Origin of the sequence: uncultured Paracoccus sp., from assembly GCF_947487305.1 — a bacterium.
GTDB lineage: Bacteria > Pseudomonadota > Alphaproteobacteria > Rhodobacterales > Rhodobacteraceae > Paracoccus.
Genome location: NZ_CANKWH010000020.1, coordinates 26,428 through 51,383, shown reverse-complemented (window position 1 = coordinate 51,383; position 24,956 = coordinate 26,428). Strand labels below are relative to the sequence as shown.

Genomic DNA, 24,956 nt, shown 5'->3' with positions numbered 1-24,956 from the left:
CTGGCCGAGGCCAAGGTGCCTTACGACATCGTGCTGGAGATGGACGAGATCAACGAGGACTTCCCCTCGACCGACGTGGTCATCATCATTGGCAGCAACGACATCGTGAACCCCGCCGCACAGGACGACCCGAACAGCCCGATCGCCGGCATGCCGGTTCTGGAAGTGTGGAAGGCCAAGCAGGTCTTCGTCAGCAAGCGCGGCCAGGGCACCGGCTATTCCGGCATCGAGAACCCGCTGTTCTTCAAGGACAACACCCGCATGTTCTACGGCGATGCCAAGGACTCGGTGAACAAGCTCTTGCCGCTCATCGACTGAGCAGAGACAGGACGAAAAGACCGGGCCGGGGCAGCAATGCCCCGGCCTTTTGCTTGGGGCGGTCAGGCGTGCTGGGCGGCAGATGGCGCCCGGCTGCACAGGAACCAAGCAGCGCCATTTCCCCGGGAAACAAAATTCAGCATCAACATGTTAGCGCGCAATGCCGCCTCGGTTTACCTTGCGTCATCTTGTCGCATCGCTGACAGTGCCGTGTCATGATGCTCCAGCGGGGACCCTGCGACATGGCCATGACATCCACCGACAACCTGCAGATCACCGGCGGCGATCCGTCGCTTTACAACGAGGATCTGGCGCCGATCCCGCCGGGGAAGCGAAGCTGGGGCGCCTTCGAGATCTTCAACGTCTGGAACAACGATATCCAGAGCCTCTTCGGCTATACACTGGCGGCCTCGCTGTTCCTCAGCTACGGGCTGAACGGCTGGCTGACCTTCGCGGCCATCGTGCTGTCGGGGCTGATCGTCATGTGGCTGGTGAACCTCTCGGGCCGGCCCTCGGTGCGCTACGGCGTGCCCTATGCGGTGATGGCGCGGGCCTCGATGGGGGTGCGCGGCGCGCGCTTCCCGGCATTGGTGCGGGGCACGGTGGCGATCTTCTGGTTCGGAGTGCAGACCTATTTCGCCTCGACGGCGGTGGCGCTGGCGCTGCGCGGCATCTTCGGGGTCGAGCCGGGCGTGGCCAGCTTCAGCCTGCTGGGCCTCGGCGGGATCGACTGGATCGCCTATGTCATCGTCACCGTCTTCCAGGTCGGCATGTTCCTGAAGGGCATCGACTGGGTGGGCCGCTTCCTGAACTGGGCGGGACCCTTCGTCTACGTAGTGATGATCCTTCTGGCGCTGGCGATCTGGTGGCGGGCGGGCAATGCGCTGTGGCCGGCCATGGGCACGATCTTTCAGGGCGGCGAGGAAAGCGGCTATTCGACGCTGACCGGCTTCATCGCCGTGGTCGGCACCATGGTCGCCTATTTCGCCGCCGTGGTGATCAATTTCGGGGATTTCTCGCGCTTCGTGAAGACCGAAGAACAGATGCGACGCGGGAATTTCTGGGGTCTGCCGGTGTCGATGGCGTTCTTTTCCTTCATCGCGCTCTTCATCACCGCCGGGACCGTGGTGCTGTATGGCGAGCGGCTGACCGATCCGACGCAGATCATCGCGCGGGTGGACAGCCTGACCCTGACGCTGATCGCCGCCGTCACCTTCTTCGCGGCGACGGTGGGGATCAATCTGGTCGCGAACTTCATCCCTGCCGCCTATGACATCTGCAATCTCTCGCCCTCGAAGATCAGCGCCAGGACCGGCGGCCTGATCACTGCCGCCATTGCCTTCATCATCGGCGCGCTGTGGGTCTCGGTGATCTCGCAGATCGGCATCGCCAAGTTCGTCGACACGCTCGGCGCGATCCTGGCGCCGCTTTATGGCATCCTGATCGCGGACTATTACATCGTGCAGAAGCGCCAGCTGGACCTGCCGCAGCTCTTCTCGGACCAGCCAAGCGGGCGTTATTTCTATCAGGATGGCTGGAACCGCAACGCCATCATCGCGGTGGGCGTGGCGGCGGTCTTCTCGATCGCGACGGTCTGGCTTCCCGCGCTGGCCGGGCTGACCGGCTTTGGCTGGCTGATCGGCGCGGCGCTTGGCGGGGTGATCCACATCGCGCTGGCGCGGCGCTGAGAATCGGCGGGGCAGGGCGCTGGCCTTGCCCCCCTGGCTTCAGGGGTTGATCTGGATCGGCGTGCCGTCGCGGACCATGGCATAGACATCCTCGATCTCGTCATCGCTGATGGTGATGCAGCCGGCGGTCCAGTCCCAGTTCGAGCCGACCTTGGCATTGCCTTCGGGGCCACGGCCATGGATGAAGATATCCCCGCCGGGCGGCAAGCCGAAGGCGGCAGCCTCGACTACGTCCTGCGGGCTGGGATAGGAGACGCCGATCGACAGGTGATACTTGCTGTTCGGATTGCGGCGGTCGATTAAGTAATTGCCCTCGGGGGTCTTGCCGTCGCCCTCGACAAATTTGTCACCGACGGGTTCGTTGCCCAGCCCGATGTCATATTGCTTGATCGCGGTCGAACCGCTGATGAGCCACATCTTGCGCTCGCTCTTGTCGACGACAATCTGCGTGACCGGCGGACCGCTATAGGTCTTGAACTTCGAGGGCGCCCCGCAGGCCGCCAGCAGGGCGATCATGCCGACGGCGGCAGTCTTGAGAAGGGCTGTGGTGCGCATCGCTGTCCCGTGAATTGTTGTTACTGACATTCTGGCAACTGTGAGGGCGCGGTGCAATCGCCAGCGCATTCACGAAAACACGAGCCAGCCCAAAATCTGCCGCTTGCGGCGCCGAAACCCCCGGCCCATGATGCCGCCATGACACCAGCCGACGACCACCCGCTTCGCTACGGCCTCGTGAACGAGCTGCACGCCCGGCCATCGCCCCGGCTTGGTGCGCCCTCGACCGTGGTGTTCGTGGCCTTCAAGGAACCCGATCAGGCGGCCACGCGTGACCGCTCCCGCGACGATGCGCACCTGGACGAGCTGGTCACGCGGCATGGCGGGCAGCGCCCGGACCGGACCGCCAATCACTATGCCGGGCAGATCGGCCGCCACAAGCTGCGGTGGGAACGCCATACCGAGTTCGTCACCTACACCGCCTATACGCCCGGCCTGCCGCCGCGTCCCTTCGACCCTTCCGCCGGCGCAGTCTTTCCCGAGGAATGGCAGGCTGCCGCGCCGGGCAAGCGGGTGGCGGCGGTGATGATCCAGATCCTGCCCCTGCCCGAGGACCCGGCCGAGGTGCTGGACACGCTGGAGGGCTGGTTCGTCACCGACAGCCTGGCTGCGGGCTGGGTGCTGGAGGAAGCCGCGCTGGTCGCCAGCGATTTCCGCATCGATGCGGCCGGCTGGATGCGCTTTGCCGTCTTCATTCGCGAGGGCGCGACCGAGGGCCGGATCGGGCGGATCGTCCAGCGCATCCTGGAACTCGAGACCTATCGCGCAATGTCGATGATGGGTCTGCCACGGGCAAGGGCGCTGTCGGGGCGGCTGAACACGCTGGACCCGCAGCTGTCGTCCATCGTCGCCGGCATGGCGGACGAGAACCGACCCGCCGATGACGTGTTGCAGGAATTGCTGTCGGTCTCGGCCCGGCTGGAAACCGAGGCGACGCAATCGCATTTCCGCTTTGGTGCGACCAAGGCCTATGAGGCAATCGTCATGGACCGCGTGGCGGTGCTGCGCGAAAGCCGGTTCATGGGCCGGCAGACGCTGACCGAGTTCATGGCCCGGCGCTATCAGCCCGCCATGCGCACCGTCGCCTCGACCGAGGCGCGGCTGAAGACCATGCTGGAACGCGCCGACCGGGCGGGCGAATTGCTGCGGACGCGCGTGGATGTGCAGCGCTCGGCGCAGAACCAGCAGGTGCTGGAAAGCATGGACCGCCGCGCGGCGCTGCAACTGCGGCTGCAACACACGGTCGAGGGCCTGTCGGTGGTGGCGATCAGCTATTACGCGGTCGGGCTGATCTCCTACGCGCTGGCGCCGGTGGCCGAGGGCCTGGGGATCGAGAAGGGTGTGCTTCTGGCGCTGCTCACACCGCTTGCGGTGCTGGCGGTCTGGTGGGGGCTGCAGCGGGTGCGAAAACGGCTGGAAGGCGACGAGGGCGGCGAGCACTGACGCCGGATTTGTGACTTGTGCGCAGGCCTGCGGGCGTCCCATATGACGGCAAAACCCGAACAGGAGCAGCCATGAAACTCGTCCTCGCCCTTTCCGCCGTCCTTGCATTGGCCGCCTGCGGCGTGCCGCTTATCCCCTTCATCTGAGGTTCTGACATGTCGAAATCACTGACGATGTATGGGCTTGGACATTGTTCCACCTGCCAAAAAGCGCAATCCGAGCTTGAGGGTGCCGGCTGGACCGTGGACTTTCGCGACGTGCAGAAGGACCCGCTGGACAGGGCGCTGCGCGAGCGTCTGGCGGCTGAATGGGGCGAGAAGATCATCAACCGCGCCAGCCTGACCTGGCGTGGCATGTCCGAGGCCGAGCGCGGCGCCGACGCAGTCACGATGATGGGCGAGAAACCCAGCGTGATGAAGCGCCCGGCGATCGAGACCGGCGATCTGCGGCTGCTGGGCTGGACCGCGAATGTAAAGCGCGCGCTGGGGGTTCAGGCGTAATCCGGCGGGGCAGGGTGCCTGCCCCGATCTCGCAGTCCTGAACTCAGCCGCGCCGGCTGGCGAGGCTCGCCAGCATCGGCCGGATGCCCGACAGGTCATAGCCCGCATTGGCGGCGATCTGCAGGATCTCGTCATGCGGGCGCTTGCTGGCCTGGGTCAGCGCCCACAGCACCGTGCTGCGATTGCCGCTGCGGCAATAGGCGAAATGCGGCCCGCGCTCGGCCATCGCCTCGGCAAAGCCGGTGATCATCTCGGGGGTGATCTGGCTCGGCACGAAGGGGATGTAATGATAGCTCATCCCGGCGGCGCGGGCGGCCTCGGCCATCACCACGCTGTCTTCCTCGGGGCCGATCTCCTCGTCGGGTCGGTTGTTGATCAGCACCTTGAACCCGGCCTCGGCCAGGGCCGCGACATCCTGCGGGGTGATCTGGCCCGAGACGGCGAGATCGGGAATGAGCTGACGCAGGTCCATGGTGCTTCTCTTTCTGGCCAATTCCGGTCGCCCCGCATTGACGCAAATGCGGGGCGAAGGTCAAGCGCGTTGGCGTCGCTATTGCGTGACCGCCTGCTCGACCAGTGCCGGCAATGCGTCGAAATGATCGAAGGCCGCGAAATGCGGCAGTTGCTCGACCGGGGTCTTGCGATAGCCATGGGTGAAGAGCATCAGCGGCACCGGCACGGCTTCGGCGGTCTCGGCATCGATCTCGCTGTCGCCGACGAAAATCCCCTTCGGTGCGTCGGGTTCGGCGCCAAGCGCCGCCAGCGCCGCCCGCAGGGGCGCGGGATGCGGCTTGCGTTCAGGCAGCGAGTCGCCGGCGATGATCGTGGCGAACAGGTCTTCGATGCCGAAATGCGCCAGCACGGCGCGGGTCGGCTGCATCGGCTTGTTCGTGCAAAGACCCAGCGGATGGCCGCGATCGGCCAGAACCCCAAGCGCCTCGATCACGCCCGGATAGAGCCGCGTCAATGCGGTGCTGCGGCTGTAGCGCGCCATGAAGGCGGCCATCAGCGGGCGCTGTTCGGTCTCGGGCAGATGCGTGGCGACGATGATCCGGTGCCACAGCAGCTCGACCCCGCCGCCGATGAAGCCGCGGATCTGATCCAGCGTCAGCGGCGGCACATCGACATCGCGCAGGACCGCATTCACGGCGGCATGGATATCGGGCGCGCTGTCGATCAGCGTGCCGTCGAGATCGAAGACCACGGGGCAGGGGGCGTAACAGACGGTCATTGCGACTTCCACTTGATCGAGCAGCCCATTGACGGCACCTGGTCGCGCGGACCCTGCCCGGTCTCGGCGATCTGCAGCATCGCCTCGTAAAGCTCGCGCTTTGCATCGGGCGGGCCCGGATTGCGGCCCGAGGCATCCAGCCGGCCGCGATACTGCAATTCGCCGGCGGCATTGTAGCCGAAGAAATCCGGCGTGCATTCGGCACCGTAGTCCCGCGCGACCGCCTGGCTTTCGTCGTAGAGATAGGGAAAGCTGAACCCGTGCTTTTCCGCCTCAAGCACCATCTGGTCCGGCCCGTCCTGCGGATAGTCACCCACATCATTGGCCGAGATGGCGACGACGCCGATGCCCGCCGCCTGCAGATCGCGCGCGTCGCGGGTGATGCGGTCCATCACCGCCTGCACATAGGGGCAATGGTTGCAGATGAACATGACCAGCGTGCCGTTCGGCCCGCTGATCTCGGCCAGGCTGTGGTCGCGCCCATCGGTGCCGGGAAGCGTGAAATCCCGGATCGGCGCGCCGAAATCGCAGACGGGGGGTGTGACAGCCATGCAAATCTCCTTTTCCCGGCGGAGTTTATTCGCGTCCGGCGCGGGCATTGCAAGGTCTTGCGGTGGGGTCTGCCATCGCCTTTCTCGCCTATTGATTCGCGTATGTCAATATAAATAATTGATATTGCTATATTATTAAGATTTGGTGAACGGAGTCAGGCCGGCTCCTGTTCCTGGGAACCCGGCTTGGCCAGTGGCATCGGCGCCGCCGGATCTGGCCGACCCACACCAGCCGCGACGAACCTGACAGATGCGATCGCCACGCGGATCAGGTTGCGGCAGAGTCTCGTCTCAAGCTTGTGGCGGTATCTTCTTTACGGATAAGCGTGTTGGAAGGCTGGCTATTCCACACCATGCGTGCAACGGGGTCGCACGCATTCTCTGTGCACCTGTCTCAACCGCGCCGGCAATTAGCCAAGTCACCCTCGTGGGGGCAAGCTCGTGCGTAAGCACAGTGTTCCATAATACGGATTATCACTATTGCAGATACCAGTGTAACGTCCGCTGCGCTTTGCCTCCCCTTGCAGGTGCATGGGGCTTCCCCTACATCTGATGGCAACTGCGAAAGGACCCCACATGGCGATGGAAGCCCACCAGATCGAAGCCCTGATCCGCGCGGCGTTTCCCGACGCGCGGATCGAGATCACCGATCTCGCCGGCGATGGAAACCATTACTCGGCCGAGGTGATCGACGAAAGCTTCCGGGGTCTGAACCGCGTTCAGCAGCAGCGCGCTGTCTATGCGGCGCTGCAAGGCAAGATGGATGGTCCGGCCGGCGAACTGCACGCCCTCGCGCTGACCACCAAGGCACCGGATTGAAGGAATCCCCAAGATGAGCGACGTGAAAGCCGATATCCAGAAAGCCATCGACAGCAGCGATGTTGTGCTGTTCATGAAGGGCACCAAGGAAATGCCGCAATGCGGGTTTTCCAGCCGCGTGGCTGGTGTGCTGAACTACATGGGCGTCGAGTTCCAGGACGTGAACGTGCTGGCCGATGACGGCATCCGCCAGGGCATCAAGGAATTCTCGGATTGGCCGACCATCCCGCAGCTCTACGTCAAGGGCGAGTTCGTGGGTGGCTGTGACATCGTCACCGAGATGACGCTGTCGGGCGAGCTGGACCAGCTTTTCGACCAGAAAGGCGTCGTCTATTCCAAGGAGGCTGCTGCCAAGATCCGCGAAGCCAACGCCTGATATTGCTTCGGCAAGTCACTGAAACTTATGAACAATAAAAATCCCGGTCGAAAGGCCGGGATTTCTTTTTGACCAAGCGTTCACTTCCCCCTAACCTGACCCGATAATCAGACAGGGAGAACAGAAACATGACCATTCGCACCAAATTTGCCGGTCTGGCGGCCGGGTTTGTCTTGGCGGCGCTGCCGGTTCCCGGCTCGGCGCAGCAATTCATCAATATCCTGACCGGCGGCACCTCGGGCGTCTATTACCCGGTGGGCGGCGCGCTGTCGCAAATCTATTCGCAGGGCATCGAGGGTGCCAAGGTGCAGGTCCAGTCGACCAAGGCCAGCGTCGAGAACCTGAACCTGCTGCAGCAGAACAAGGGCGAGATCGGCTTTGCGCTTGGCGATTCCGTGAAACTCGCGGCTGAGGGCGATGCCGATGCCGGCTTCCCTGCCCCGCTGGACAAGCTGCGCGGCATTTCCGCGATCTATCCGAACTATATCCAGATCGTTGCCAGCGCCGACAGCGGTATCAAGACGCTGGAGGATCTAAAGGGCAAGGCGCTTTCCGTGGGTGCGCCGAAATCAGGCACAGAACTCAATGCCCGCGCCATCCTCGAGGCCGCCGGGATGAGCTACGAGGATTTGGGCAAGGTCGAATACCTGCCCTTCGCGGAATCGGTCGAGTTGATGAAGAACCGCCAGCTGGACGCCACGCTGCAATCCGCAGGTCTGGGTGTCGCCTCGCTGAAGGACCTTTCGACCTCGATCCCGATCTCGGTGGTCTCGGTTCCGGCCGATGTGGCCGAGAAACTGGGCGCGCCTTATATCGCCCAGAACATCCCCGCCAATACCTATGAGGGTCAGGCCGAGGACGTGCCGACGGTCGCCGTCATCAACTATCTGATCACCAACAGCGATGTCAGCGACGATCTGGCCTATCAGATGACCAAGCTGATGTATGAAAACCTCGACACGCTGAAGGCCGCCCATGCCGCCACCGCCGAGGTCGACGTGCAGAACGCGCTGCAGGGGATGCCGGTGCCGGTGCATCCGGGCGCGCAGAAATACTATGACGAGGTCGGCGTGAAGGCCGAGTAAGCCGAAACGATGCGGGCCGGGGAACCCCCCGGCCCTTTTCCTTCATGCGGACCATATCCATGACCGAACCCACGCATCCGGCCCCGGCCGGCGATCCCGATCTGGGACTTCACGACCCGCTCTCCGACAGCTTTCCGCCCGGTTTCGAGGGCAAGCTTCTGTTCTGGATCGCGGTGGCCTTCTCGCTCTACCAGATCGCCATCGCCGCCCATATCGTCACGCTCTCGAGCCAGGTCCAGCGGGCGCTGCACCTGGGCTTCCTGATGCTTCTGTGCTTTCCGCTTCTGGCGGCGCTGCGCCACCGGACCGGGCCTTGGAAGATCCTCGCCTGGCTGATGGCGGGTCTGGGCGTTCTGGTCGCGGGCTATCAATGGATCGAATATGTGCCGCTGATGCTGCGTTCCGGCGCGCTGAACCAGATGGATGTCATCATCGGGGTGATCGCGCTGGTGACGACCTTTGCAGCCGCCTGGGTGGTGATGGGAGCCGCCCTGCCCCTCGTCGCCGGGGCCTTCCTGATCTATGCCCTCTTCGGGCAGTATTTCCCCGGCCCGATGCAGACCCGCGGCTATGATTTCGCGCAGGTGATCGAGCAGATGGCCTATGGCACCGAGGGCATCTATGGCACGCCGCTTTACGTCAGCGCGACCTATATCTTCCTCTTCATCCTCTTCGGCGCCTTCCTTGAAAAGGCCGGGATGATCAAGCTCTTTACCGATGTCAGCCTCGGGATCGTCGGCCACAAGATGGGCGGCGCGGCCAAGGTGTCGGTCGTCTCTTCGGGGCTGATGGGCACCATCTCGGGCTCGGGCGTGGCCAATGTCGTCACCACCGGGCAATTCACCATCCCGCTGATGAAAAGCTTCGGCTACCGGCCCGCCTTCGCCGGCGGGGTCGAGGCCACCGCCTCGATGGGCGGGCAGATCATGCCGCCGGTCATGGGGGCCGTGGCCTTCATCATGGCCGAGACGCTGGGGGTCGAATATATCGAGATCGTCCGCGCCGCGATCATCCCGGCGATCCTCTATTTCGCCAGCGCCTTCTGGATGGTCCATCTCGAGGCCGGACGCCGCAACCTGCGCGGCATGGCCAGGGAAGACCTGCCCTCGGCCTGGGCGGCGGTGCGCGAGGGCTGGTATCTGATCCTGCCGCTGGCGGTGCTGGTCTATCTGCTCTTCTCGGGCTACACGCCGCTTTTCGCGGGCACCGTGGGCCTTGCGCTGACCATGTTCCTGATCCTCGGTGCCTCGGCCGCGCTTGGCCTGCCCCAAGGCGTGCTGCGCTATATCTTCTGGATCGGGCTGGCGCTGGTCGCGGCCAGTTTCCTCGAGTTCGGCAACATGTCCCTGTGGATCGGCATCGCCGCGCTGCTGGCGTGGAACGCGATCAGCAAGGGCGGGCGCGAGACCATCGCGCAGGTCATCGACAGCCTGGCCGAGGGCGCCAAGACCGCCCTGCCCGTCGGCGTCGCCTGTGCGCTGGTGGGTATCATCATCGGCACCATGACCCTGACCGGGGCGGCCAATACCTTCGGCATGTACATCGTCAGCGTCGGTGAAAACAGCCTGCTGCTGTCGCTGATCCTGACCATGCTGACCTGCATCGTCTTGGGCATGGGCATCCCGACCATCCCGAACTACATCATCACCTTGACCATCGCCGCCCCGGCACTCTTGGACCTGGGTGTGCCGCTGATCGTGTCGCATATGTTCGTCTTCTATTTCGGCATCCTCGCCGACCTGACGCCCCCCGTCGCGCTGGCCTGCTTTGCCGCAGCCCCCATCGCCAAGGAAAGCGGCCTGAAAATCAGCTTCGAGGCGGTCAAGGTCGCCGCTGCCGGCTTCGTCATCCCCTACATGGCGGTCTATACCCCGGCGCTGATGCTGCAGGATGGCGGGCCCCTGTCGCAGGCGATCGGCTACCTGCCGGCGGTCGGCTATATCGTGCTGAAATGCGTCCTCTCCATCGGCCTTTGGGGCACGGCGGTGATCGGCTGGCTGGGCAAGCCCCTGCCCGTCTGGATGCGGCTGCTGGCCGCTGCCGGGGCCTTCACGCTGATCGCGGCGGTGCCGATGACCGACGAGATCGGATTTGTGCTGGCGGCGCTGTTTGCCGGGCTGATCTGGATGCGCCGCGACCGGCCCGTCCCGGCATGAGCGCCTGTCTGATGGCGGGCGCGCTGGTGCTGACGCTTACCGGAGATCGCTTCGTGCTCGACTGGACCCATTCGGTCGAGCGCACGACCTGGCGCGAGGACTGGCAGGTGCAGGGCGATGCGCTGGTCCTGACCGGCGCGGCGGTGAAGGGATCGGGCGCCGGGATGGAGCCCGGCCCCGGCGCGGTGCTGAAAGACGGCTGGTGGGTCTGGACCCCGGATCTGCCGCCGCAAGCGCAGCTGACGCTTGCCGCCAGTGGCGCCACGGGGGGCGGCTGGCGGCTTTGCGATCCTGCGGGGGAACCGGAAGACTGCACCGAATTGGGGAATGCGGCGGGCCAGCCGATCACGCTGAAGCCCTGCCCCGAGGATCAGACCGGTGGCTGAAACGGCAAAAGGGCTGCCCTCGCGGACAGCCCTCTCACCAGGTAAATTTATCGGACGGAGGGATCTTCGTCGTCATAATAATCGTCAAAATCGTCATAGGCCCCGTCGTCAAAGGCGTCGTCGCGTCGGCGACGCTCGCCCAGTTTCGAGGCCAATGTCAGGCCGATGGCAAAGGCTCCGACCAGCTTGGCCATGCTGCCGGCGTTCGAATTCGCCGCTGCCTTGGCCTGCCGCGCGCCTTCCTGCACGGTTTCCTTGGCAGCTTCGACATTCTCGGCCGACAGCCCGACCTTGCGGGCGGTGTCGCGCACGGTCTCGCCGGTGTCGCTGACAAAACGGTTGGCCGTGCCGGTGGCGCGATCCAGAAGGGCATTCGCCCGGTCGGTCGCACCATCGACAATCCGCATCGCCTCGCTGCGCGCACGCAGCGCCGCGGCATCCGCCGCCAGCGTCAGCCGCGCCTCGACCTCGCGCTTCAGATCATCGGTGGTGGGCGCCTCATGGGTCACGCGGCCGCCCACCATCAGCAGGATCACCCCGATCAACAGGAAGCCCCCGCCAATGGCCAGCGAGGCATTCATCGCCCCCCAGCCAAGCCCGGTCGCCAGATAGGACCAGAGCGCGGCCAGAAGGAAGCCGAGCCCGATCACCATCACCCCGCCGGCAGCCGCCTTCAGGGCCGAGCGGCGCAGGGTATCCTGCACCGCCAGCTTCATGTTGCGTGCATAGTCGAACATTCGGGATCGTCTCCGATGTCAGGTATCGCTGCGGGGGAGTCCGCGCCTCAGCGGCGCGCCAGGATCAGGCCGATCAGGAAACCGACACCGGCGGCGATGCCAAGGGCCTGGGCCGGCTTGCGGCGCACCAGGTCCGAGACCTCGTCATAATAATCCTCGGCGTAATGGGCGACCTCGTCGGCGCGCTTCTTGCCTGCACTGTAAAGACGATCGGCCTCCTGCCGGGCGATGTCGGCATATTCACGGCCCGCATCGCGCGCGGCACCGGCCAGTTCGGCACCCTTTTCCTTCACGCGCTCGACCGAATCCGAGCGCGTCACGTTGTCGAGGGTTTCGCGCGCCTGATCGGCAACGCGGCGTGCGCCCTGGCGCAGTTCCGATGCGGTTTCCTCGGCGGCGGCTTTCACGTCGCGCTTGGCGTCCTCAGTGGAATAGTTGTGGCTGGACATGTCACAGGTCCTTTCTGCGGCTGAATGTCGTTTCGCCAATCAACCAACAGGACGCGGCCATTGTTCCCTGCGGCCGGGGAAATATTTGTTTAACGCACCCGGCAGGACACCACTGCGCAGCCGGGCAAGCGCAGGGCAAGCGCTTGTTCTCGCGAGATTATCGATGTCTGGAAGATGGTACCGCCTCCCCGGCTCGAACGGGGGACCTCTAGATCCACAATCTAGCGCTCTAACCAACTGAGCTAAGGCGGCACAGGGCGGTTCTGTAACGCCGCCCCGCGGCCGATGCAAGCCCGACTTGCCGGGAATTTCACCTCGCGTTATGGATGGCGACCGAAAAAAGGGAAAAATGACCATGGGCATCAACAGCGAAAGCAACATCGCCGCCAATCTGCAGATCGGCCCGACCGATCGCGGCATGGTTCGCATCTATATCGAGGCCGAGGGTGTCGACCTGCCGCTGGATTTCGACGCGGACGAGGCCACCGAGATCGCCGAGGAACTGCTGGCTGCGGCCGAGGCCGTGCGCGGCATGGGCGACAAGCCGGGCGGCGGCAAGGGTGGCAAGGGCAAACAGCGCCGCTGAGCCCTGCCCGCCTAAATTGCCCCGTCAGCCAGGCTGGCCGGATCAAGGATCCCGTGCAGCCGCAGCGCGGCGGCCCGGCCGAAATCGCGGATCAGCCGGTTGCGCCGCGCTCCGGCCAGCGGCGTCAGCGGCGCCATGCGCTGGATCTCGGCACCGAAGGGATCGGCGAGGATCAGACCGGTCTCCTCGGGCAGCAGCTCCTGCGGGAAATCCCCGTCCACCGCCCAGAAATAGCGGTCGCTCCATTCCAGATAGCCCTGCCACTTGCGGTCGCTGGCGAAATCGGCGCGGCTGCTCTTGCACTCGACGATCCAGATCTCGCCTTTGGGGCCAAGGCTCATCAGATCGACCCTGAGCCCGCGCGCCGGCACGAACTCGGCCAGCACCGCGTGGTCAAGGCTGCGCAGCAATCGCGCCACGCCGCGCGCCAGCCGCTGGCCGGCCATCGGGGGAAGCTGTTCATCCATCGCGCCAGCATGAACGAAACGGAAACATCCGGCAAGCCGCTTCTTTCTCGTCCAAATACCCATCCCCCGCTTGAAACAATCCCGGCCCGGGCCTACTTTTCGCGGTGGCGGGCTTCTGCTCTTCGCGCGAGTGGCCTTTTTTCCACTGGCCTATAAATTTTCCGAGGGGGCTGGCTCTGTCCTGACCCTGGTCTGGTTACCCGGCGCCCACCTGAACTATCAGGCTTTCGGGAAATCTGACGCTGCCGCGGTTGCTGCGGTTCCCGCCACCTGACAAAGCCGCCCCGGCCACGTGCCACGGGCGGCTTTTTCATGTTCGGTGCGTCGGCCCCGAATGCAGAAAGGCGGGCCCGAAGACCCGCCTTTCGCAGAGAGACTTATGATCCGAGGGATCGTGGATCAGAAGCCATAGACGAGCGACACACCCAGCGTATTGTCCGTGCGGATGTCGCGATCCGATTGGTACTCGGTGGTGTAACTCACTTTGGTGGCCAGTTGTTCCGACATCTGGAAATTCACCCCGAACTGGTTGGTTGCCACGTCATTGGCGTCCGAGGTCAGGTAGTCGGTGTCGTTGGTCACGAAGATGTTCTCGTTGAACCGGTGGTAGAAGCGCGACGACAGGATGTAGCCGGTTTCGGTATCCGACTCGTCGTCGACATACTGCTGGCCGGTCTGGGTGTAACGCACGCCAACGCCGGCCTGCACGCGCCAAGCGGTGCTATCGGTGTTGATGACGCGGTAGCCCGGACCGAAGCCGAGGAAGCCATCGCGACGCAGGTCGGTCAGTTCTTCGGCAACGTCTTCGTCACCCGGATAGTCGGCTTCGCCGTCAACCAGGCTGTCGATGGTGAAGCGGCCCAGGGCGAAGGCATAGAAGCGGTCGTTGAAGTAGTACTGCGCATCGTAGATGCCGCTGACTTCTTCCTTGTCCTTGTTGCCGTCGTCATTCTCGCTGAACTCGATGGCCAGGCCAACCGACTGAGCGAAGGGCCCTTGGTTGTAGGAAACGCGACCCGCGATGCCCAGGTCCTGAGCGTCCGAGTTGCCCGACGAACCAGCATAGGTCAGCGCCATCGAGCCGAACAGACCCTGGCGGCGATCCTCGGGGCCAAAGCGCTCGCTGTCCTGGCTGCGCTCGAAATCGTCGGTAACGGCATCTTCGATATCGGTGATCTGGTCATCCACAGCCGACACGCCGGTCGCGTTGGCACCGGCAGCAATCTCGGTCTGGGCAAAAGCGGGGACCGACAGGGCCGCGAAGATCGCGGAGGCGCCGGCCAGGAGTGCTACGTTTTTCATCTTTCAGTCCTCATGAACCGTTTCTGTGATCGTGACGTCATCGGGACGTCCGAGCATCTCTGCGGGGTTACAACTGGACCTCTTGCGGTTCGGTTTGAAGCCTGTCTGAATTCGATGAATCGCGTCGGAATTTCCCGTGTTATCTGGCATTTCCGCAACAAGCGATGATTTGCCGACACGGCAGCGTGAGCAATTGTGACGGAACCAAAACTGGTTAACGCGTTGGTAAGCAAGTTCAGGCACTTGCGGGGAACTGCAACGCCAGGATGTATCACTAATTGGCGGATCGCTTAAAAAGACTGTCCGGTTTGCCGAAAATTGCGGCAGGATCCCCGCCGTGCCGGCCGGGTCAACCTGTTGCGGAAAAAACACGCTTCAGTCCCGACATTTGCCGTAAGCGAAGGCAGCCGTTGGCCATGATCCGGCCGACGACTCAAGGACTGACAGGTTTTCGGGGGTCGGGATAGCCCCGGCGGGCGCAGCTGCGTCCGCCGGCAGGCTTCAAGACATGGCCTCAGCCAAACGCCTCCGGGCGCAGCGAATGGGCCATGTGATCCAGCACCGCATTCACGAATTTCGGCTCGCGGCCTTCCGGGAAGAAGGCCTCGGCCAGTTTCACATATTCGACGATGACCACGCGCGGCGGGGTCTTGGGCGTCACCAACTCGGCCCCCGCGGCGCGGAACAGCGCCCGCAGCACCGGGTCGATGCGGTCGATCGGCCATTTCGCCACCAGCGCCCGGTCGGTCGACTGGTCGATCCGCGACTGCCAGGTCACCGCGTCATCGGTGATGCGGCGGAACAGGGTCTCGTCGGCTTCGGGCTGCAACCCGCCCTCGTCCTCGGCACCGATGCGGAAATCGCGGAACTCGCGCTGCACCCGGTCGGCCGACTGGCCCGACGCCTCCATCTGGAACAGGGCCTGGACGGCATAGAGGCGCGCGGCTGCACTCAGCGCGCGCTTCTCGTCTGATCGCGCGCTGCTCATGCCCGGCCCGATCCTTCCAGTTCGCCGGCCAGGCGGATCACATCATGATCGCGCTTGCCACCCGGCTTTGCACCGCCGCCCCATTTGCGGCTGAGCGCGATCAGGTGCAGTGCCGCTGCCGCTGCCCCGCCGCCCTTGTTCTGGCCGTTGGGGTCAGCCCGCACCTCGGCCTGCGCCATGTTCTCGACCGTCAGGATGCCATTGCCGATGGCCAGCCCCTGAAGACCCAGCAGCGTCAGCCCGCGCGAACTGTCGTTGCAGACCGTGTCGTAATGCGTCGTCTCGCCCCGGACCACGCAGCCAAGCGCCACGAAGCCGTCGTAATTCGCCAGCCGCCCGGCCATGCCGATGGCGGTCGGGATCTCCAGCGCGCCCGGCACCTCGATCAGGTCAACCGTGGCACCCGCCGCCTCGGCGGTGGCGCGCGCGCCGGCGATCATCCCCTCGGCAATCGCCTTGTAATAGGGTGCCACCACGATCAGCAGCCGCACGGGGGCGTCGAAGCTTGGCAGGTCAAGCTGGTGATGTTCGGTATTCGAGGCCATGGCGGTCAGTCCTTCGGGATCGGGCGGGTGGAATGGATCGAAAGCCCATAGGCGTCAAGCCCCACCACCCGGGTCGGTGCCGAGTTCGACAAGAGGATCAGCTCGCAGAGGCCAAGCGCCGACAGGATCTGCGCCCCAAGTCCGTATTGCCGCAGAGTGTTGGGGCTGGCCTCGCCCGGCACGGTGATGGTGTTGTTCAGATCGCGGATCAGCACCACCACGCCCCGGCCCTCGCGGCCGATTTCTTCCATCGCCGCGCCAAGCGTGCCGGCGCTTTCGCGGCCGATGCCCAGCACGTCATGCAGCGGCTCGAGCGAGTGCATCCTGACCAGCACCGGCTCGGGTGTCGAGAGATCGCCCTTGGTCAGCACGATATGTTCGGCGCCGCGAGTCTCGTCGGCGAAGATGCGCATCATCCAGTCGCCGCCATGGACCGAATGGACGGCCTTCTGCGCTCGCTCGGCGATCAGGTTGTCGTGGCGGCGGCGATAGGCGATCAGGTCGCTGATGGTGCCGATCTTCAGCCCGTGCCTCTGGGCAAAGGCGACCAGATCGGGCAGGCGCGCCATGCTGCCATCGTCGTTCATGATCTCGCAGATCACGCCCGAGGGGTTCAGCCCGGCCAGGCGCGAGATGTCCACGGCGGCCTCGGTATGGCCGGCACGCACCAGGACGCCACCCTCGCGGGCGCGCAGCGGGAAGACGTGGCCCGGCGTGGCGATGTCGCCCGCGCCCTTGGTCGGGTCGATGGCCACGGCGACGGTCCGCGCCCGGTCATGGGCGGAAATGCCGGTGGTCACGCCCTCGCGCGCCTCGATCGACATGGTGAAGGCGGTCTCGTGGCGCGACGAGTTCTTGGGGCTCATCAGCGTCAGGCCAAGCGCGTCGATGCGATCGCCCGGCAGCGCCAGACAGATCAGCCCGCGCCCATGCGTCGCCATGAAGTTGATCGCGTTCGGCGTTGCCATCTGCGCCGGGATCACCAGATCACCCTCGTTCTCGCGGTCCTCGTGATCGACCAGGATGAACATCCGACCGTTCCGGGCGTCATCGATGATCTCTTCCACACCGGAAATGGCGTCAGACCAGTCACGCTCGACCGGGCCGGGTTTTTCATACTGCATGGTTCGCCCCTACGCTGCTGCCCTGCGGTCTAGCCCAAGGCCCGGCAAAGGGCCAGAGCTTGCGCCGCGTCAAAGGCTTCTGCGATTGCCTTCAAAGTAATCCTGGCCGCTGAGAAAACCGGCCAACCCGCCGGCGGCCATCATCTCGCGCTCGTGTTCCGTCTCGCCGATCATCAGCACGCCGTCGCCGGGCAGGCCCTCGGCCTTCAGCCAGGCCTTCATTTCGTCGCGCATCTCGGTCCAGCTGCTGCCGAAGGGCATCAACGGCCGGGCTGAGATCGCGCCGATCCTTGCGCCAAGCGTCGCCGGGTCCAGTCCCGGTGCCGCACCCAGATGCCGGTCGGCCGCCAGTCCGGCAATCCGCGCCGCCCGCAGCGGGTCGGGCGACTGGCTGTCGCGGAAGACCGAAAGCCCGTTCGAGGAGAACAGGAATGCCACCAGATCGCGCCCGGTCGTGGCCCGGACGCCGGCATAGGTCTTGTAATCAAGCCCCAGCGCCCGCGCCCGCGCCACCCGGGTTCGCACCACCTCGACCGGCAGACGCGGCCCCAGAAGCTCGGCCCTTGCGCGGCGCCAGCAGGTCGCGCGCCAGCTTGCGCCCTCGACCTCCGGCCCGCGATTGTGCCCGATCCCTGCGACCATCGCCCTCACCCCGCCTCGGCCAGCCGCGCGACATAGCGGGCCAGCGTGTCGATCTCGAGATTGACCGCATCGCCGACCGCCGCATCGCCCCAGGTTGTGACCTCCTGCGTATGCGGGATGATGTTCACGCCGAAGCGGTTGCCCTCGACCTCGTTGACGGTCAGCGAGGTGCCGTTCAGTGCCACCGACCCCTTGGAGGCGATGAAGCGCGCCAACGACGGCGGCGCGGCAAAGGTGAAGCGGACGGAATCGCCCTCGTCATGCATTTCCTCGATCGTGGCCACGCCATCGACATGGCCGCTGACGATATGCCCGCCCAGCTCGTCGCCCACGCGCAGCGCGCGTTCGAGGTTCAGCCGGTGGCCGGGCTGCCAGTCTCGGGTGCCGATGTTGGTCTTGCCGATGGTCTCGGCCGAAATATCGACATCGAACCAGTCACTTCCCTTCGCAACCACGGTGAGACACACCCCCTCGCAGGCGATCGAAGCGCCGATATCGACCCCGGCCATGTCATAGGAACAGCCGATCCGCGCCCGCAGGTCGCCGCGCTGCTCGACCGCGCGAACTTCCCCGATATCCGTGATGATTCCCGTGAACATGTCCAAGCCCCTGCCTTCGTATTGCTGAAAACGAGGTAGGCGATTGCTCCAAGGCGTTCAAGCACCTGCACTCACCGCAAATCTGCACATCAGACCTGTCATTTTAGACAGTTTTGCGACGGAACCACTGGATTTGAAATCGCTTCCATGCAACTTAAGCCCTGTATCCCGGATCGGCGTTTATGCCCGCCTGCCCTCCGGTCCTTTTTTGGTTTTCCAGTTTGGTTCCACAGGGCAGATGTATCAGAAACACATAGAATCGATCTTCTCCGTTGGCCGGCGCGGACCGGACGAACCACGGACATTCCTGCTGTTGCAGGGGCCGCATGGTCCCTTCTTCGACAGGCTGGGAAAACAGCTGCGCGCCGCCGGGGCGACCGTCTGGCGCGCAGGTTTCAATGCCGGTGACGAATTCTTCTGGTCCGACAAGGCGCGCTATATCCGCCATGCCGGCCCGATCCAGACCTGGCCCGAGCATCTCGAACGCATCATCGCCGAACGCGGCATCACCGACATCGTGCTTTACGGCGATGTGCGCCCGGCCCATGCCGCCGCCCGCGCTGCGGCGCGCCTGCACGGCCTGACGCTGCACGTGGTCGAAGAGGGCTATCTGCGCCCCTACTGGGTCACTTACGAGCGGGGCGGTTCCAACGGCCATTCGCGTCTGATGCAGATCGACCTGCCCGAGATGCAGGACGCGCTGAAAGACGCCGATGACGAGACCCTGCGCCCACCGGCGCGCTGGGGCGACGTGAACCAGCACAAGTTCTACGGCGCCTTCTACCATTTCCTGGTGCTGGTGGCGAACCGCAAATACCCCGGCTATCGCAGCCACCGCGAGATCAGCGTGATGGAGGAATTCCATCTGCAGCTGCGCAAGCTGCTGCTCAGCCCGCTGTTCATGATCCAGAGCTGGATCGAGTCGCGCCGGATCCGCCGCGGCGGCTTCCCCTATCATCTGGTGCTGATGCAGCTGGAGCATGACTCCAGCTTCCGCGCCCATTCTTCCTATGACCGGATGAAGGAATTCACCGACGAGTGCCTGACCGAGTTTGCCCGCAGCGCGGCGCAGCATCACCACATGGTCTTCAAGGCCCATCCGCTCGAGGATGGCCGCTCGCGCAACCGTCGCAACATCTTTGCCAAGGCGGCCGAACTGGGCATCAGCGACCGGGTGCATTACCTGCGCGGCGGCAAGCTGGCGCAATTGCTCAGCCAGGCCCGCGCCGCGATCACGGTGAATTCGACCGCCGCGCAGCAGGCGCTGTGGCGCGGACTGCCGGTCAAGGTCATGGGCCGCGGCGTCTATGACAAGCCCGAGCTGGTTTCGCCCCAGTCGCTCGGCGAGTTCATCAAGAACCCGCAGCCGCCCAGCAGCCGGGCCTATCGCACCTACCGGTCCTACCTGCTGCACACCAGCCAGATCCCGGGCGGCTTCTATGCAGCGAGATCCCGCGCCCCGGCACTGCGCCACATCGTCGACATGATGCTGGCCCCGGCGGACCCCTATGAGGCGCTGGCTGACGGCTGTGCGGCACATCGACAACAGCTTGCGGATCAACTGGTCTGATAGGCTAAAACGATGGCAATGCCGGGAGACTGTCGCTAGTCTTCACGGCAAGCGTCCCCCACCAAGAGGGGAATCAACTGACTACAGGAGAATCTCGAGGTGACAGTTCCGAGAATGGGCCGCGGTGGCATGCTGCGACTGGCCATGATGGCTGCAGTCTGCGCCCTTGCCGCCTGCGGTTTGCCCCGCTCTGGTCCCAGCAAAAGCGAAATTTACGCCGGCTCGGTCGAACGGGGCGGCGATGCGCATATCATTTATGTCAATAACCACGTGACCCGCACGGCGAATTTCGCGCCATCCTACGGGTTCTCCAGGGCCTTCCAGGCCGCCAGCGCCGTTGGCGCCGACGAGATCCGCTCGGGGGACGTGCTGGGCATCGCGGTCTGGGAAAACGTCGATGACGGGCTTCTGGCCTCGCTCGGCGCCAGCTCGACCGAGCTGCAGCAGATCCAGGTCGACAGTTCGGGCAATATCTTCGTGCCCTATGCCGGCACCATCCGTGCCGCAGGCAGCACCCCCGACCGGCTGCGCCAGACCATCACCGACCGGCTCTCGTCCCAGACCCCCGACCCGCAAGTCACCGTGACCCGCGTGGCCGGCGACGGCGCGACCGTCTCGGTCATCGGCAAGGTCATGTCGCAGGGCGTCTATCCGATCGAGCGGCCGACCCGCACGCTCTCGGCGATGCTGGCGCGTGCCGGCGGTGTGTCGATCGAACCTGAGGTTGCTGTGGTGACTGTCAAGCGTGGCAACGAGGCGGGGAAGGTCAGCATGACCGAGCTTTGGTCCTCGCCCTCCAATGACATCGCATTGCGTCCCGGCGACATCGTTCTGGTCGAAGAGGACCAGCGCAGCTTCACCGCCCTTGGCGCGCTTGGCGGCCAGACCCGGGTGCCGCTTGGCAACGAGACGATCAACGCCGTCGAGGCCATTGCCATGGTCGGCGGCCTCAGCTCGAGCCTCGCCGATCCGACCGGGGTCTTCGTCCTGCGCGACGAGCCGGAATCGGTCGCCAGCCAGGTGCTGGGGCAGCCGGTCTATGGCACACAGCGCATGGCCTATGTGCTGGACCTGACCCGTCCGAACGGGCTGTTCCTCGCCCGCGACTTCCTGATCCGCGACGGCGATACCGTCTATGTCACCGAGGCACCCTATGTGCAGTGGCAGAAGACGCTTTCGGCCATCACAGGCGGCGCGTCGACCGCCGACAGCCTGTCCAGCATCGGCGAATAAATCCCCGATGCCATCGACCGGCCAAGATGCCGCCGGGCCAATCGCCCGGCGGCTTTTTGTTTACAACGGCGGCTTCTGGCTGCGCCCCCGCCTGAAGCGCATCCTGGCACTGGCTGGCTGGCAGGTCCGCACCGGCCTGCCCGGTCCCGGTGAGCCGGTCGGCGTCTGGGGCGCTTCGCCCACCGCATGGCGCGGCCGCGCCGTCGCCGCGCGCCGGGGTGCACCGATTGTCACCGTCGAGGACGCCTTCCTGCGCTCGGTCCTGCCGGGCCGCAACAAGACACCGCTTGGCCTGCGTGGCCCGGTCGGCTTGCTGATCGATCCGCTGGGGCTGCATTTCGACCCGTCGCGTCCGTCGCTCATCACCTCGCTGGTGGCCGAGGGCGCGGCGCATGCGACCGAGGCCGCCGAGGCCATCGCCCGCCTTCGCGCCGCCGACCTGTCGAAATACAACGCCCATCTGCAGGGTCCCCCCCTGCCCCGCCCCGGCTATGTGCTGGTGATCGACCAGACCCGGGGCGATGCCTCGCTGCTGGGCGCCGGGCGCGCCGAGTTCCTGCGGATGCTGACGGCAGCGCGCGACGAGAATCCGGGCAAGCCGGTGCTGATCCGCAGCCATCCCGAAACCGCTTCCGGGCTGCGGCCCGGCCATTTCACCCGCGACGACCTGCGACCCGGCGATGCCTTCAGCGATAGCCCGGTCTCGCCCTGGAAACTGGTCGAGAATGCCGATGCCGTCTATGTCCTCAGCAGCCAGCTTGGCTACGAGGCGCTGCTGGCTGGCCACCGCCCACGGATTTTCGGCGCGCCCTTCTATGCCGGCTGGGGGCTGAGCCACGACGAAACAGCCGCACCGCGCGGCAGCGCCAGCCGCGAGGCGCTGTTCGCCGCCAGCCACCTGCTCGCCCCTACATGGTATGATCCCTGCCTTGACCGGCTCACCGATTTCAACGGCGCGCTGAACCAGATCGAGGCCGAGGCCCGCGCCTTCCGGCAGGACTGCGCCGGCCATCTCGCCTATGGGATGCGGCTCTGGAAACGCCCCTTCATCGCCCGCGCCTTTGGCAATGGGTCGGGTGTCCGCTTCACCAAGACCCCCGGTCCCGAGGTCACGCTGGCCTGGGCCAACCGCGCCGCCGAAGTGCCGCAGGCGATCCGGGTCGAGGATGGCTTCCTGCGCTCGCGCGGGCTTGGCGCCGAACTGACGCCGCCACTGTCGCTGGTGGCCGATGATCTTGGCATCTATTACGACCCCACGCGCGAAAGCCGGCTGGAACGGCTGATCGCCGAAGGCCCGCCGCCGGGCGGCGAGGCGCGGGCGCTGGCGCTGGTCGCGGCCATCCGTGCCGCGCGGCTGTCGAAATACAATCTGGCCGGGGCGTCCGCGCAGTTGCCAGACGGTCCGGGCCGGTTGATCCTCGTGCCCGGTCAGGTCGAGGATGACGCCTCGATCCGACTTGGCGCCGGGGCCGAACGCACCAACCTTGCGCTGCTGGAACGCGCCCGCGCCGAGAACCCGGATGCCCGGCTCATCTACAAGCCACATCCCGATGTCGAGGCCGGCTTGCGCCCGGGTCTGATCGCCGAAGCCGATCTCGCGCGCCTTGCCGATCACGTCGCCCGCAAGGCCGACCCGGTCGCGCTGCTCGACCAGGTGGACGAGGTCTGGACCATCACCTCGACGCTGGGGTTTGAGGCGCTGTTGCGCGGGGTGCCGGTGACGACCCTCGGCGCACCCTTCTATGCCGGCTGGGGCCTGACCCGCGATCTGGGGGAGATCCCTGACCGCCGGCAGGCCCGTCCCAGCCTCGCCGCGCTGGCCCATGCCATGCTGATCGCCTATCCGCGCTATCTCGACCCGGTCAGCGGGCTGCCCTGCCCGCCGGAAACCGCGCTGGTGCGTCTCGCCGACCCCGACGCCCCGCGCGGCGGCCCTGCGCTGCGTCTTCTGGCCAAGGCGCAGGGCGCGCTGTCCGGTCATGCCTGGCTCTGGCGGCGTTAATCCCTGAGCCAGCGGTGGAACAGGTCCGCGCCGATACGTCGGCTTTCGACCAGCCGAAAGCGCGGCGCATCGGCCAGCGCCGCGAGATCCAACGGCCCGACCGAAGCCAGCCCCTCGGACCCCAGCACCACCCCGGCGGTGTAGCCGATCAGCTCATCGACCAGCCCGGCCCTGAGCAGCGAGGCCGCCAGAACCCCGCCGCCTTCGCAGAACACCCGGGTCAACCCGCGCGCGCCAAGATCGGCCATTAGCTCGGCAGGATCGCCCGAGACCTGCCAGAGCGGCCCGAAATCCGGCCCCTCAGGCGGCAGATCGTCCAGCGTGCCGGACGAGACCACCACGCGCACCGGCTGTCGCACCGCGCCAAATCCGCGCACGTTCAGCGAGGGGCGGTCGGCGCGTGCGGTGCCGCCACCGACCATCACCGCGTCACTCGTCAGCCGCAGCCCGTGGACATGGGCACGCGCCGCCGGGCCGGTGATCCACTGGCTTTCGCCCGTCGCCGTGGCAATGCGGCCATCGAAACTGGCGGCCAGCTTCAGCACCAGCCAGGGCCGCCCGCGCTCGACCCGCGACAGGAACCCGGCTTGCAGCGCCCGCGCCTCGGCTTCGCGCACCCCCTCGACCACCTCGACGCCGCCCGCGCGCAGGATCGCATGGCCGCGCCCGGCCACGCGCGGATCGGGATCGGTCATGGCACTGACGACGCGTGCGACTCCCGCCGACACCAGCGCCTCGGCGCAGGGCGGCGTGCGGCCGTGATGGGCGCAGGGTTCCAGCGTCACATAGACGGTCGCACCGCGGGCCGCCGCACCGGCCTGATCCAGCGCCACGCGCTCGGCATGGGGACGTCCGCCGGGCTGGGTCCAGCCGCGCCCGACCACGTGGCCATTCCGGATCAGCACGCAGCCGACAGCCGGGTTCGGCCAGACATTGCCCAGGCCGCGCCGCGCGAGGCGCAGCGCATGGGCCATGTGGCGCGCGTCTTCGGCCCGGCTCACTCTTCGGTGTTGGGCCGCAGCTTGGCCACAAACTGGTCGAAATCGCCGGCGTTCTGGAAGTTCATGTAAACGCTGGCGAAACGGACGAAAGCGACATTGTCGATGCGCGACAGCGTCTCCATCACGATCTCGCCGATGTCCTTCGAGGAAATGTCGGTCTCGCCGGTGCTTTCCAGCCGCCGCACGATGCCCGAGATCATCTGCTCGATGCGCTCGGGCTCGACCGGGCGCTTCTGCATGGCGATCCGGATCGAGCGGGCCATCTTGTCGCGGTCGAAATCCTCGCGCTTGCCGTTGCTCTTGACCACGACCAGATCGCGCAGCTGCACCCGCTCGTAGGTGGTAAAGCGCCCCCCGCAGGCCGGACAGAGCCGGCGGCGGCGGATGGCGACATTGTCCTCGGCGGGACGGGAATCCTTGACCTGCGTGTCGTTGTTTCCACAAAACGGGCAGCGCATTCCGGTATGTCCCCCTCGGTCGCGATCCGCAGCCACTATAGGACCGCCCGCAGGGCTTGGGTAGCCTTATCCACAGCCTACAAGATGCAGCCGAGGTATTCTGTGGCGCGAAAGCCGCGCGCCGGGCTGAACCCGATGTGGCCGG

General features: G+C 65.5%; 28 protein-coding genes and 1 tRNA gene. 13 read left to right on the top strand and 16 right to left on the bottom strand.

What is annotated here, in order from left to right:
• Both Q1A36_RS18165 and Q1A36_RS18160 read left to right on the top strand, forming a co-directional pair.
• On the top strand, positions 1–318 hold a 318-nt coding region (locus tag Q1A36_RS18165; RefSeq protein WP_299847053.1), incomplete at its 5' end, for an NAD(P)(+) transhydrogenase (Re/Si-specific) subunit beta.
• Positions 319–560: 242 nt separating this feature from the next.
• Positions 561–2,006 carry an NCS1 family nucleobase:cation symporter-1 gene (locus tag Q1A36_RS18160; protein WP_299847051.1) on the top strand — a complete coding sequence of 482 codons (1,446 nt, stop codon included), beginning with the start codon at positions 561–563 and terminating at the stop codon, positions 2,004–2,006.
• Between the two features lie 39 nt (positions 2,007–2,045).
• Here the strand turns inward: Q1A36_RS18160 and Q1A36_RS18155 are convergent, their stop codons facing one another.
• Positions 2,046–2,561 (bottom strand): L,D-transpeptidase family protein, encoded by a 516-nt coding sequence (locus Q1A36_RS18155; protein ID WP_299847049.1) that lies wholly within the window; start codon positions 2,559–2,561, stop codon positions 2,046–2,048.
• 138 nt (positions 2,562–2,699) lie between these two features.
• Here Q1A36_RS18155 and Q1A36_RS18150 point away from each other — a divergent pair, with 138 nt between their 5' ends.
• Together Q1A36_RS18150 and Q1A36_RS18145 are read left to right on the top strand one after the other, a co-directional pair.
• A complete protein-coding gene (locus Q1A36_RS18150) occupies positions 2,700–4,004 on the top strand; it encodes a DUF3422 domain-containing protein (protein ID WP_299847047.1) in 1,305 nt (434 codons plus the stop codon).
• A 155-nt stretch (positions 4,005–4,159) separates the two neighbouring features.
• Positions 4,160–4,504, top strand: a complete 345-nt coding sequence (locus Q1A36_RS18145; protein ID WP_299847045.1) for an ArsC/Spx/MgsR family protein — start codon at positions 4,160–4,162, stop codon at positions 4,502–4,504.
• A gap of 43 nt (positions 4,505–4,547) precedes the next feature.
• On the opposite strand, the gene Q1A36_RS18140 is transcribed toward Q1A36_RS18145, so the two are convergent.
• The 3 genes from Q1A36_RS18140 to Q1A36_RS18130 form a co-directional block, all read right to left on the bottom strand.
• Positions 4,548–4,976, bottom strand: coding sequence for a TIGR01244 family sulfur transferase (locus tag Q1A36_RS18140; protein ID WP_299847043.1), 429 nt, complete (start codon positions 4,974–4,976; stop codon positions 4,548–4,550).
• Positions 4,977–5,054: 78 nt separating this feature from the next.
• Positions 5,055–5,735 carry a phosphoglycolate phosphatase gene (gene gph / locus Q1A36_RS18135; RefSeq protein WP_299847041.1) on the bottom strand — a complete coding sequence of 227 codons (681 nt, stop codon included), beginning with the start codon at positions 5,733–5,735 and terminating at the stop codon, positions 5,055–5,057.
• Entirely contained in the window at positions 5,732–6,286 is a 555-nt protein-coding gene (locus Q1A36_RS18130; protein ID WP_299847039.1) for a thioredoxin family protein, read from the bottom strand. Before Q1A36_RS18130 ends, gph begins: the two co-directional genes overlap by 4 nt.
• Before the next feature lie 576 nt (positions 6,287–6,862).
• Between Q1A36_RS18130 and Q1A36_RS18125 the strand changes: the two genes are divergently transcribed.
• From Q1A36_RS18125 to Q1A36_RS18105, 5 genes are all read left to right on the top strand, one after another.
• Positions 6,863–7,105, top strand: coding sequence for a BolA family transcriptional regulator (locus Q1A36_RS18125; RefSeq protein ID WP_299847037.1), 243 nt, complete (start codon positions 6,863–6,865; stop codon positions 7,103–7,105).
• A gap of 13 nt (positions 7,106–7,118) precedes the next feature.
• The gene (gene grxD / locus Q1A36_RS18120) at positions 7,119–7,481 is read left to right on the top strand and encodes a Grx4 family monothiol glutaredoxin (protein WP_299847035.1); all 363 of its coding nucleotides are present in this window, start codon (positions 7,119–7,121) and stop codon (positions 7,479–7,481) included.
• A 128-nt stretch (positions 7,482–7,609) separates the two neighbouring features.
• Positions 7,610–8,566, top strand: a complete 957-nt coding sequence (locus tag Q1A36_RS18115; protein ID WP_299847033.1) for a TAXI family TRAP transporter solute-binding subunit — start codon at positions 7,610–7,612, stop codon at positions 8,564–8,566.
• Positions 8,567–8,625: 59 nt separating this feature from the next.
• A complete protein-coding gene (locus Q1A36_RS18110) occupies positions 8,626–10,722 on the top strand; it encodes a TRAP transporter permease (RefSeq protein WP_299847031.1) in 2,097 nt (698 codons plus the stop codon).
• On the top strand, positions 10,719–11,108 hold the full coding sequence (locus Q1A36_RS18105) for a DUF1850 domain-containing protein (RefSeq protein ID WP_299847029.1): 390 nt from the start codon (positions 10,719–10,721) through the stop codon (positions 11,106–11,108). The genes Q1A36_RS18110 and Q1A36_RS18105 overlap by 4 nt, the downstream gene beginning before the upstream one ends.
• Positions 11,109–11,155: 47 nt before the next feature.
• Here Q1A36_RS18105 and Q1A36_RS18100 read toward each other — a convergent pair whose 3' ends face one another.
• The 3 genes from Q1A36_RS18100 to Q1A36_RS18090 all read right to left on the bottom strand — a co-directional run bounded on the left by Q1A36_RS18100 (position 11,156) and on the right by Q1A36_RS18090 (position 12,546).
• Entirely contained in the window at positions 11,156–11,845 is a 690-nt protein-coding gene (locus tag Q1A36_RS18100; protein ID WP_299847027.1) for a phage holin family protein, read from the bottom strand.
• Positions 11,846–11,892: 47 nt separating this feature from the next.
• Positions 11,893–12,294, bottom strand: coding sequence for a DUF883 domain-containing protein (locus Q1A36_RS18095; RefSeq protein WP_299847025.1), 402 nt, complete (start codon positions 12,292–12,294; stop codon positions 11,893–11,895).
• 175 nt (positions 12,295–12,469) lie between these two features.
• A tRNA-His gene (locus Q1A36_RS18090) sits at positions 12,470–12,546 on the bottom strand.
• Between the two features lie 103 nt (positions 12,547–12,649).
• Here Q1A36_RS18090 and Q1A36_RS18085 point away from each other — a divergent pair.
• Entirely contained in the window at positions 12,650–12,880 is a 231-nt protein-coding gene (locus Q1A36_RS18085) for a DUF6324 family protein (RefSeq protein ID WP_299847057.1), read from the top strand.
• A gap of 11 nt (positions 12,881–12,891) precedes the next feature.
• Here Q1A36_RS18085 and Q1A36_RS18080 read toward each other — a convergent pair whose 3' ends face one another.
• The 7 genes from Q1A36_RS18080 to Q1A36_RS18050 form a co-directional block, all read right to left on the bottom strand.
• Positions 12,892–13,347: an MmcB family DNA repair protein gene (locus Q1A36_RS18080; protein WP_299847023.1), complete on the bottom strand. Its 456-nt coding sequence runs from the start codon at positions 13,345–13,347 to the stop codon at positions 12,892–12,894.
• A gap of 399 nt (positions 13,348–13,746) precedes the next feature.
• Positions 13,747–14,649 (bottom strand): DUF481 domain-containing protein, encoded by a 903-nt coding sequence (locus Q1A36_RS18075; protein WP_299847020.1) that lies wholly within the window; start codon positions 14,647–14,649, stop codon positions 13,747–13,749.
• Positions 14,650–15,163: 514 nt separating this feature from the next.
• Positions 15,164–15,637, bottom strand: coding sequence for a transcription antitermination factor NusB (nusB, locus tag Q1A36_RS18070; protein ID WP_299847018.1), 474 nt, complete (start codon positions 15,635–15,637; stop codon positions 15,164–15,166).
• Positions 15,634–16,182 carry a 6,7-dimethyl-8-ribityllumazine synthase gene (locus Q1A36_RS18065; protein ID WP_101751565.1) on the bottom strand — a complete coding sequence of 183 codons (549 nt, stop codon included), beginning with the start codon at positions 16,180–16,182 and terminating at the stop codon, positions 15,634–15,636. The genes nusB and Q1A36_RS18065 overlap by 4 nt, the downstream gene beginning before the upstream one ends.
• 5 nt (positions 16,183–16,187) lie before the next feature.
• A complete protein-coding gene (gene ribB / locus Q1A36_RS18060) occupies positions 16,188–17,306 on the bottom strand; it encodes a 3,4-dihydroxy-2-butanone-4-phosphate synthase (RefSeq protein ID WP_299847016.1) in 1,119 nt (372 codons plus the stop codon).
• A gap of 69 nt (positions 17,307–17,375) precedes the next feature.
• The gene (locus Q1A36_RS18055) at positions 17,376–17,948 is read right to left on the bottom strand and encodes a hypothetical protein (protein ID WP_299847014.1); all 573 of its coding nucleotides are present in this window, start codon (positions 17,946–17,948) and stop codon (positions 17,376–17,378) included.
• 5 nt (positions 17,949–17,953) lie between these two features.
• Positions 17,954–18,547 carry a riboflavin synthase gene (locus Q1A36_RS18050; protein WP_299847012.1) on the bottom strand — a complete coding sequence of 198 codons (594 nt, stop codon included), beginning with the start codon at positions 18,545–18,547 and terminating at the stop codon, positions 17,954–17,956.
• A gap of 238 nt (positions 18,548–18,785) precedes the next feature.
• On the opposite strand from Q1A36_RS18050, the gene Q1A36_RS18045 reads away from it, so the two are divergent.
• The 3 genes from Q1A36_RS18045 to Q1A36_RS18035 all read left to right on the top strand — a co-directional run bounded on the left by Q1A36_RS18045 (position 18,786) and on the right by Q1A36_RS18035 (position 23,352).
• On the top strand, positions 18,786–20,117 hold the full coding sequence (locus Q1A36_RS18045) for a capsule biosynthesis protein CapA (protein ID WP_299847010.1): 1,332 nt from the start codon (positions 18,786–18,788) through the stop codon (positions 20,115–20,117).
• Between the two features lie 144 nt (positions 20,118–20,261).
• Entirely contained in the window at positions 20,262–21,350 is a 1,089-nt protein-coding gene (locus Q1A36_RS18040; protein WP_366141607.1) for a polysaccharide biosynthesis/export family protein, read from the top strand.
• Between the two features lie 7 nt (positions 21,351–21,357).
• Positions 21,358–23,352, top strand: a complete 1,995-nt coding sequence (locus tag Q1A36_RS18035) for a capsular polysaccharide biosynthesis protein (protein ID WP_299847006.1) — start codon at positions 21,358–21,360, stop codon at positions 23,350–23,352.
• On the opposite strand, the gene ribD is transcribed toward Q1A36_RS18035, so the two are convergent.
• Together ribD and nrdR are read right to left on the bottom strand one after the other, a co-directional pair.
• On the bottom strand, positions 23,349–24,353 hold the full coding sequence (gene ribD, locus Q1A36_RS18030; RefSeq protein WP_366141606.1) for a bifunctional diaminohydroxyphosphoribosylaminopyrimidine deaminase/5-amino-6-(5-phosphoribosylamino)uracil reductase RibD: 1,005 nt from the start codon (positions 24,351–24,353) through the stop codon (positions 23,349–23,351). The two genes, Q1A36_RS18035 and ribD, sit on opposite strands and share 4 nt — an antisense overlap.
• Positions 24,350–24,811 (bottom strand): transcriptional regulator NrdR, encoded by a 462-nt coding sequence (gene nrdR, locus Q1A36_RS18025; RefSeq protein WP_299847005.1) that lies wholly within the window; start codon positions 24,809–24,811, stop codon positions 24,350–24,352. Before nrdR ends, ribD begins: the two co-directional genes overlap by 4 nt.
• Positions 24,812–24,956 lie beyond the last annotated feature (145 nt).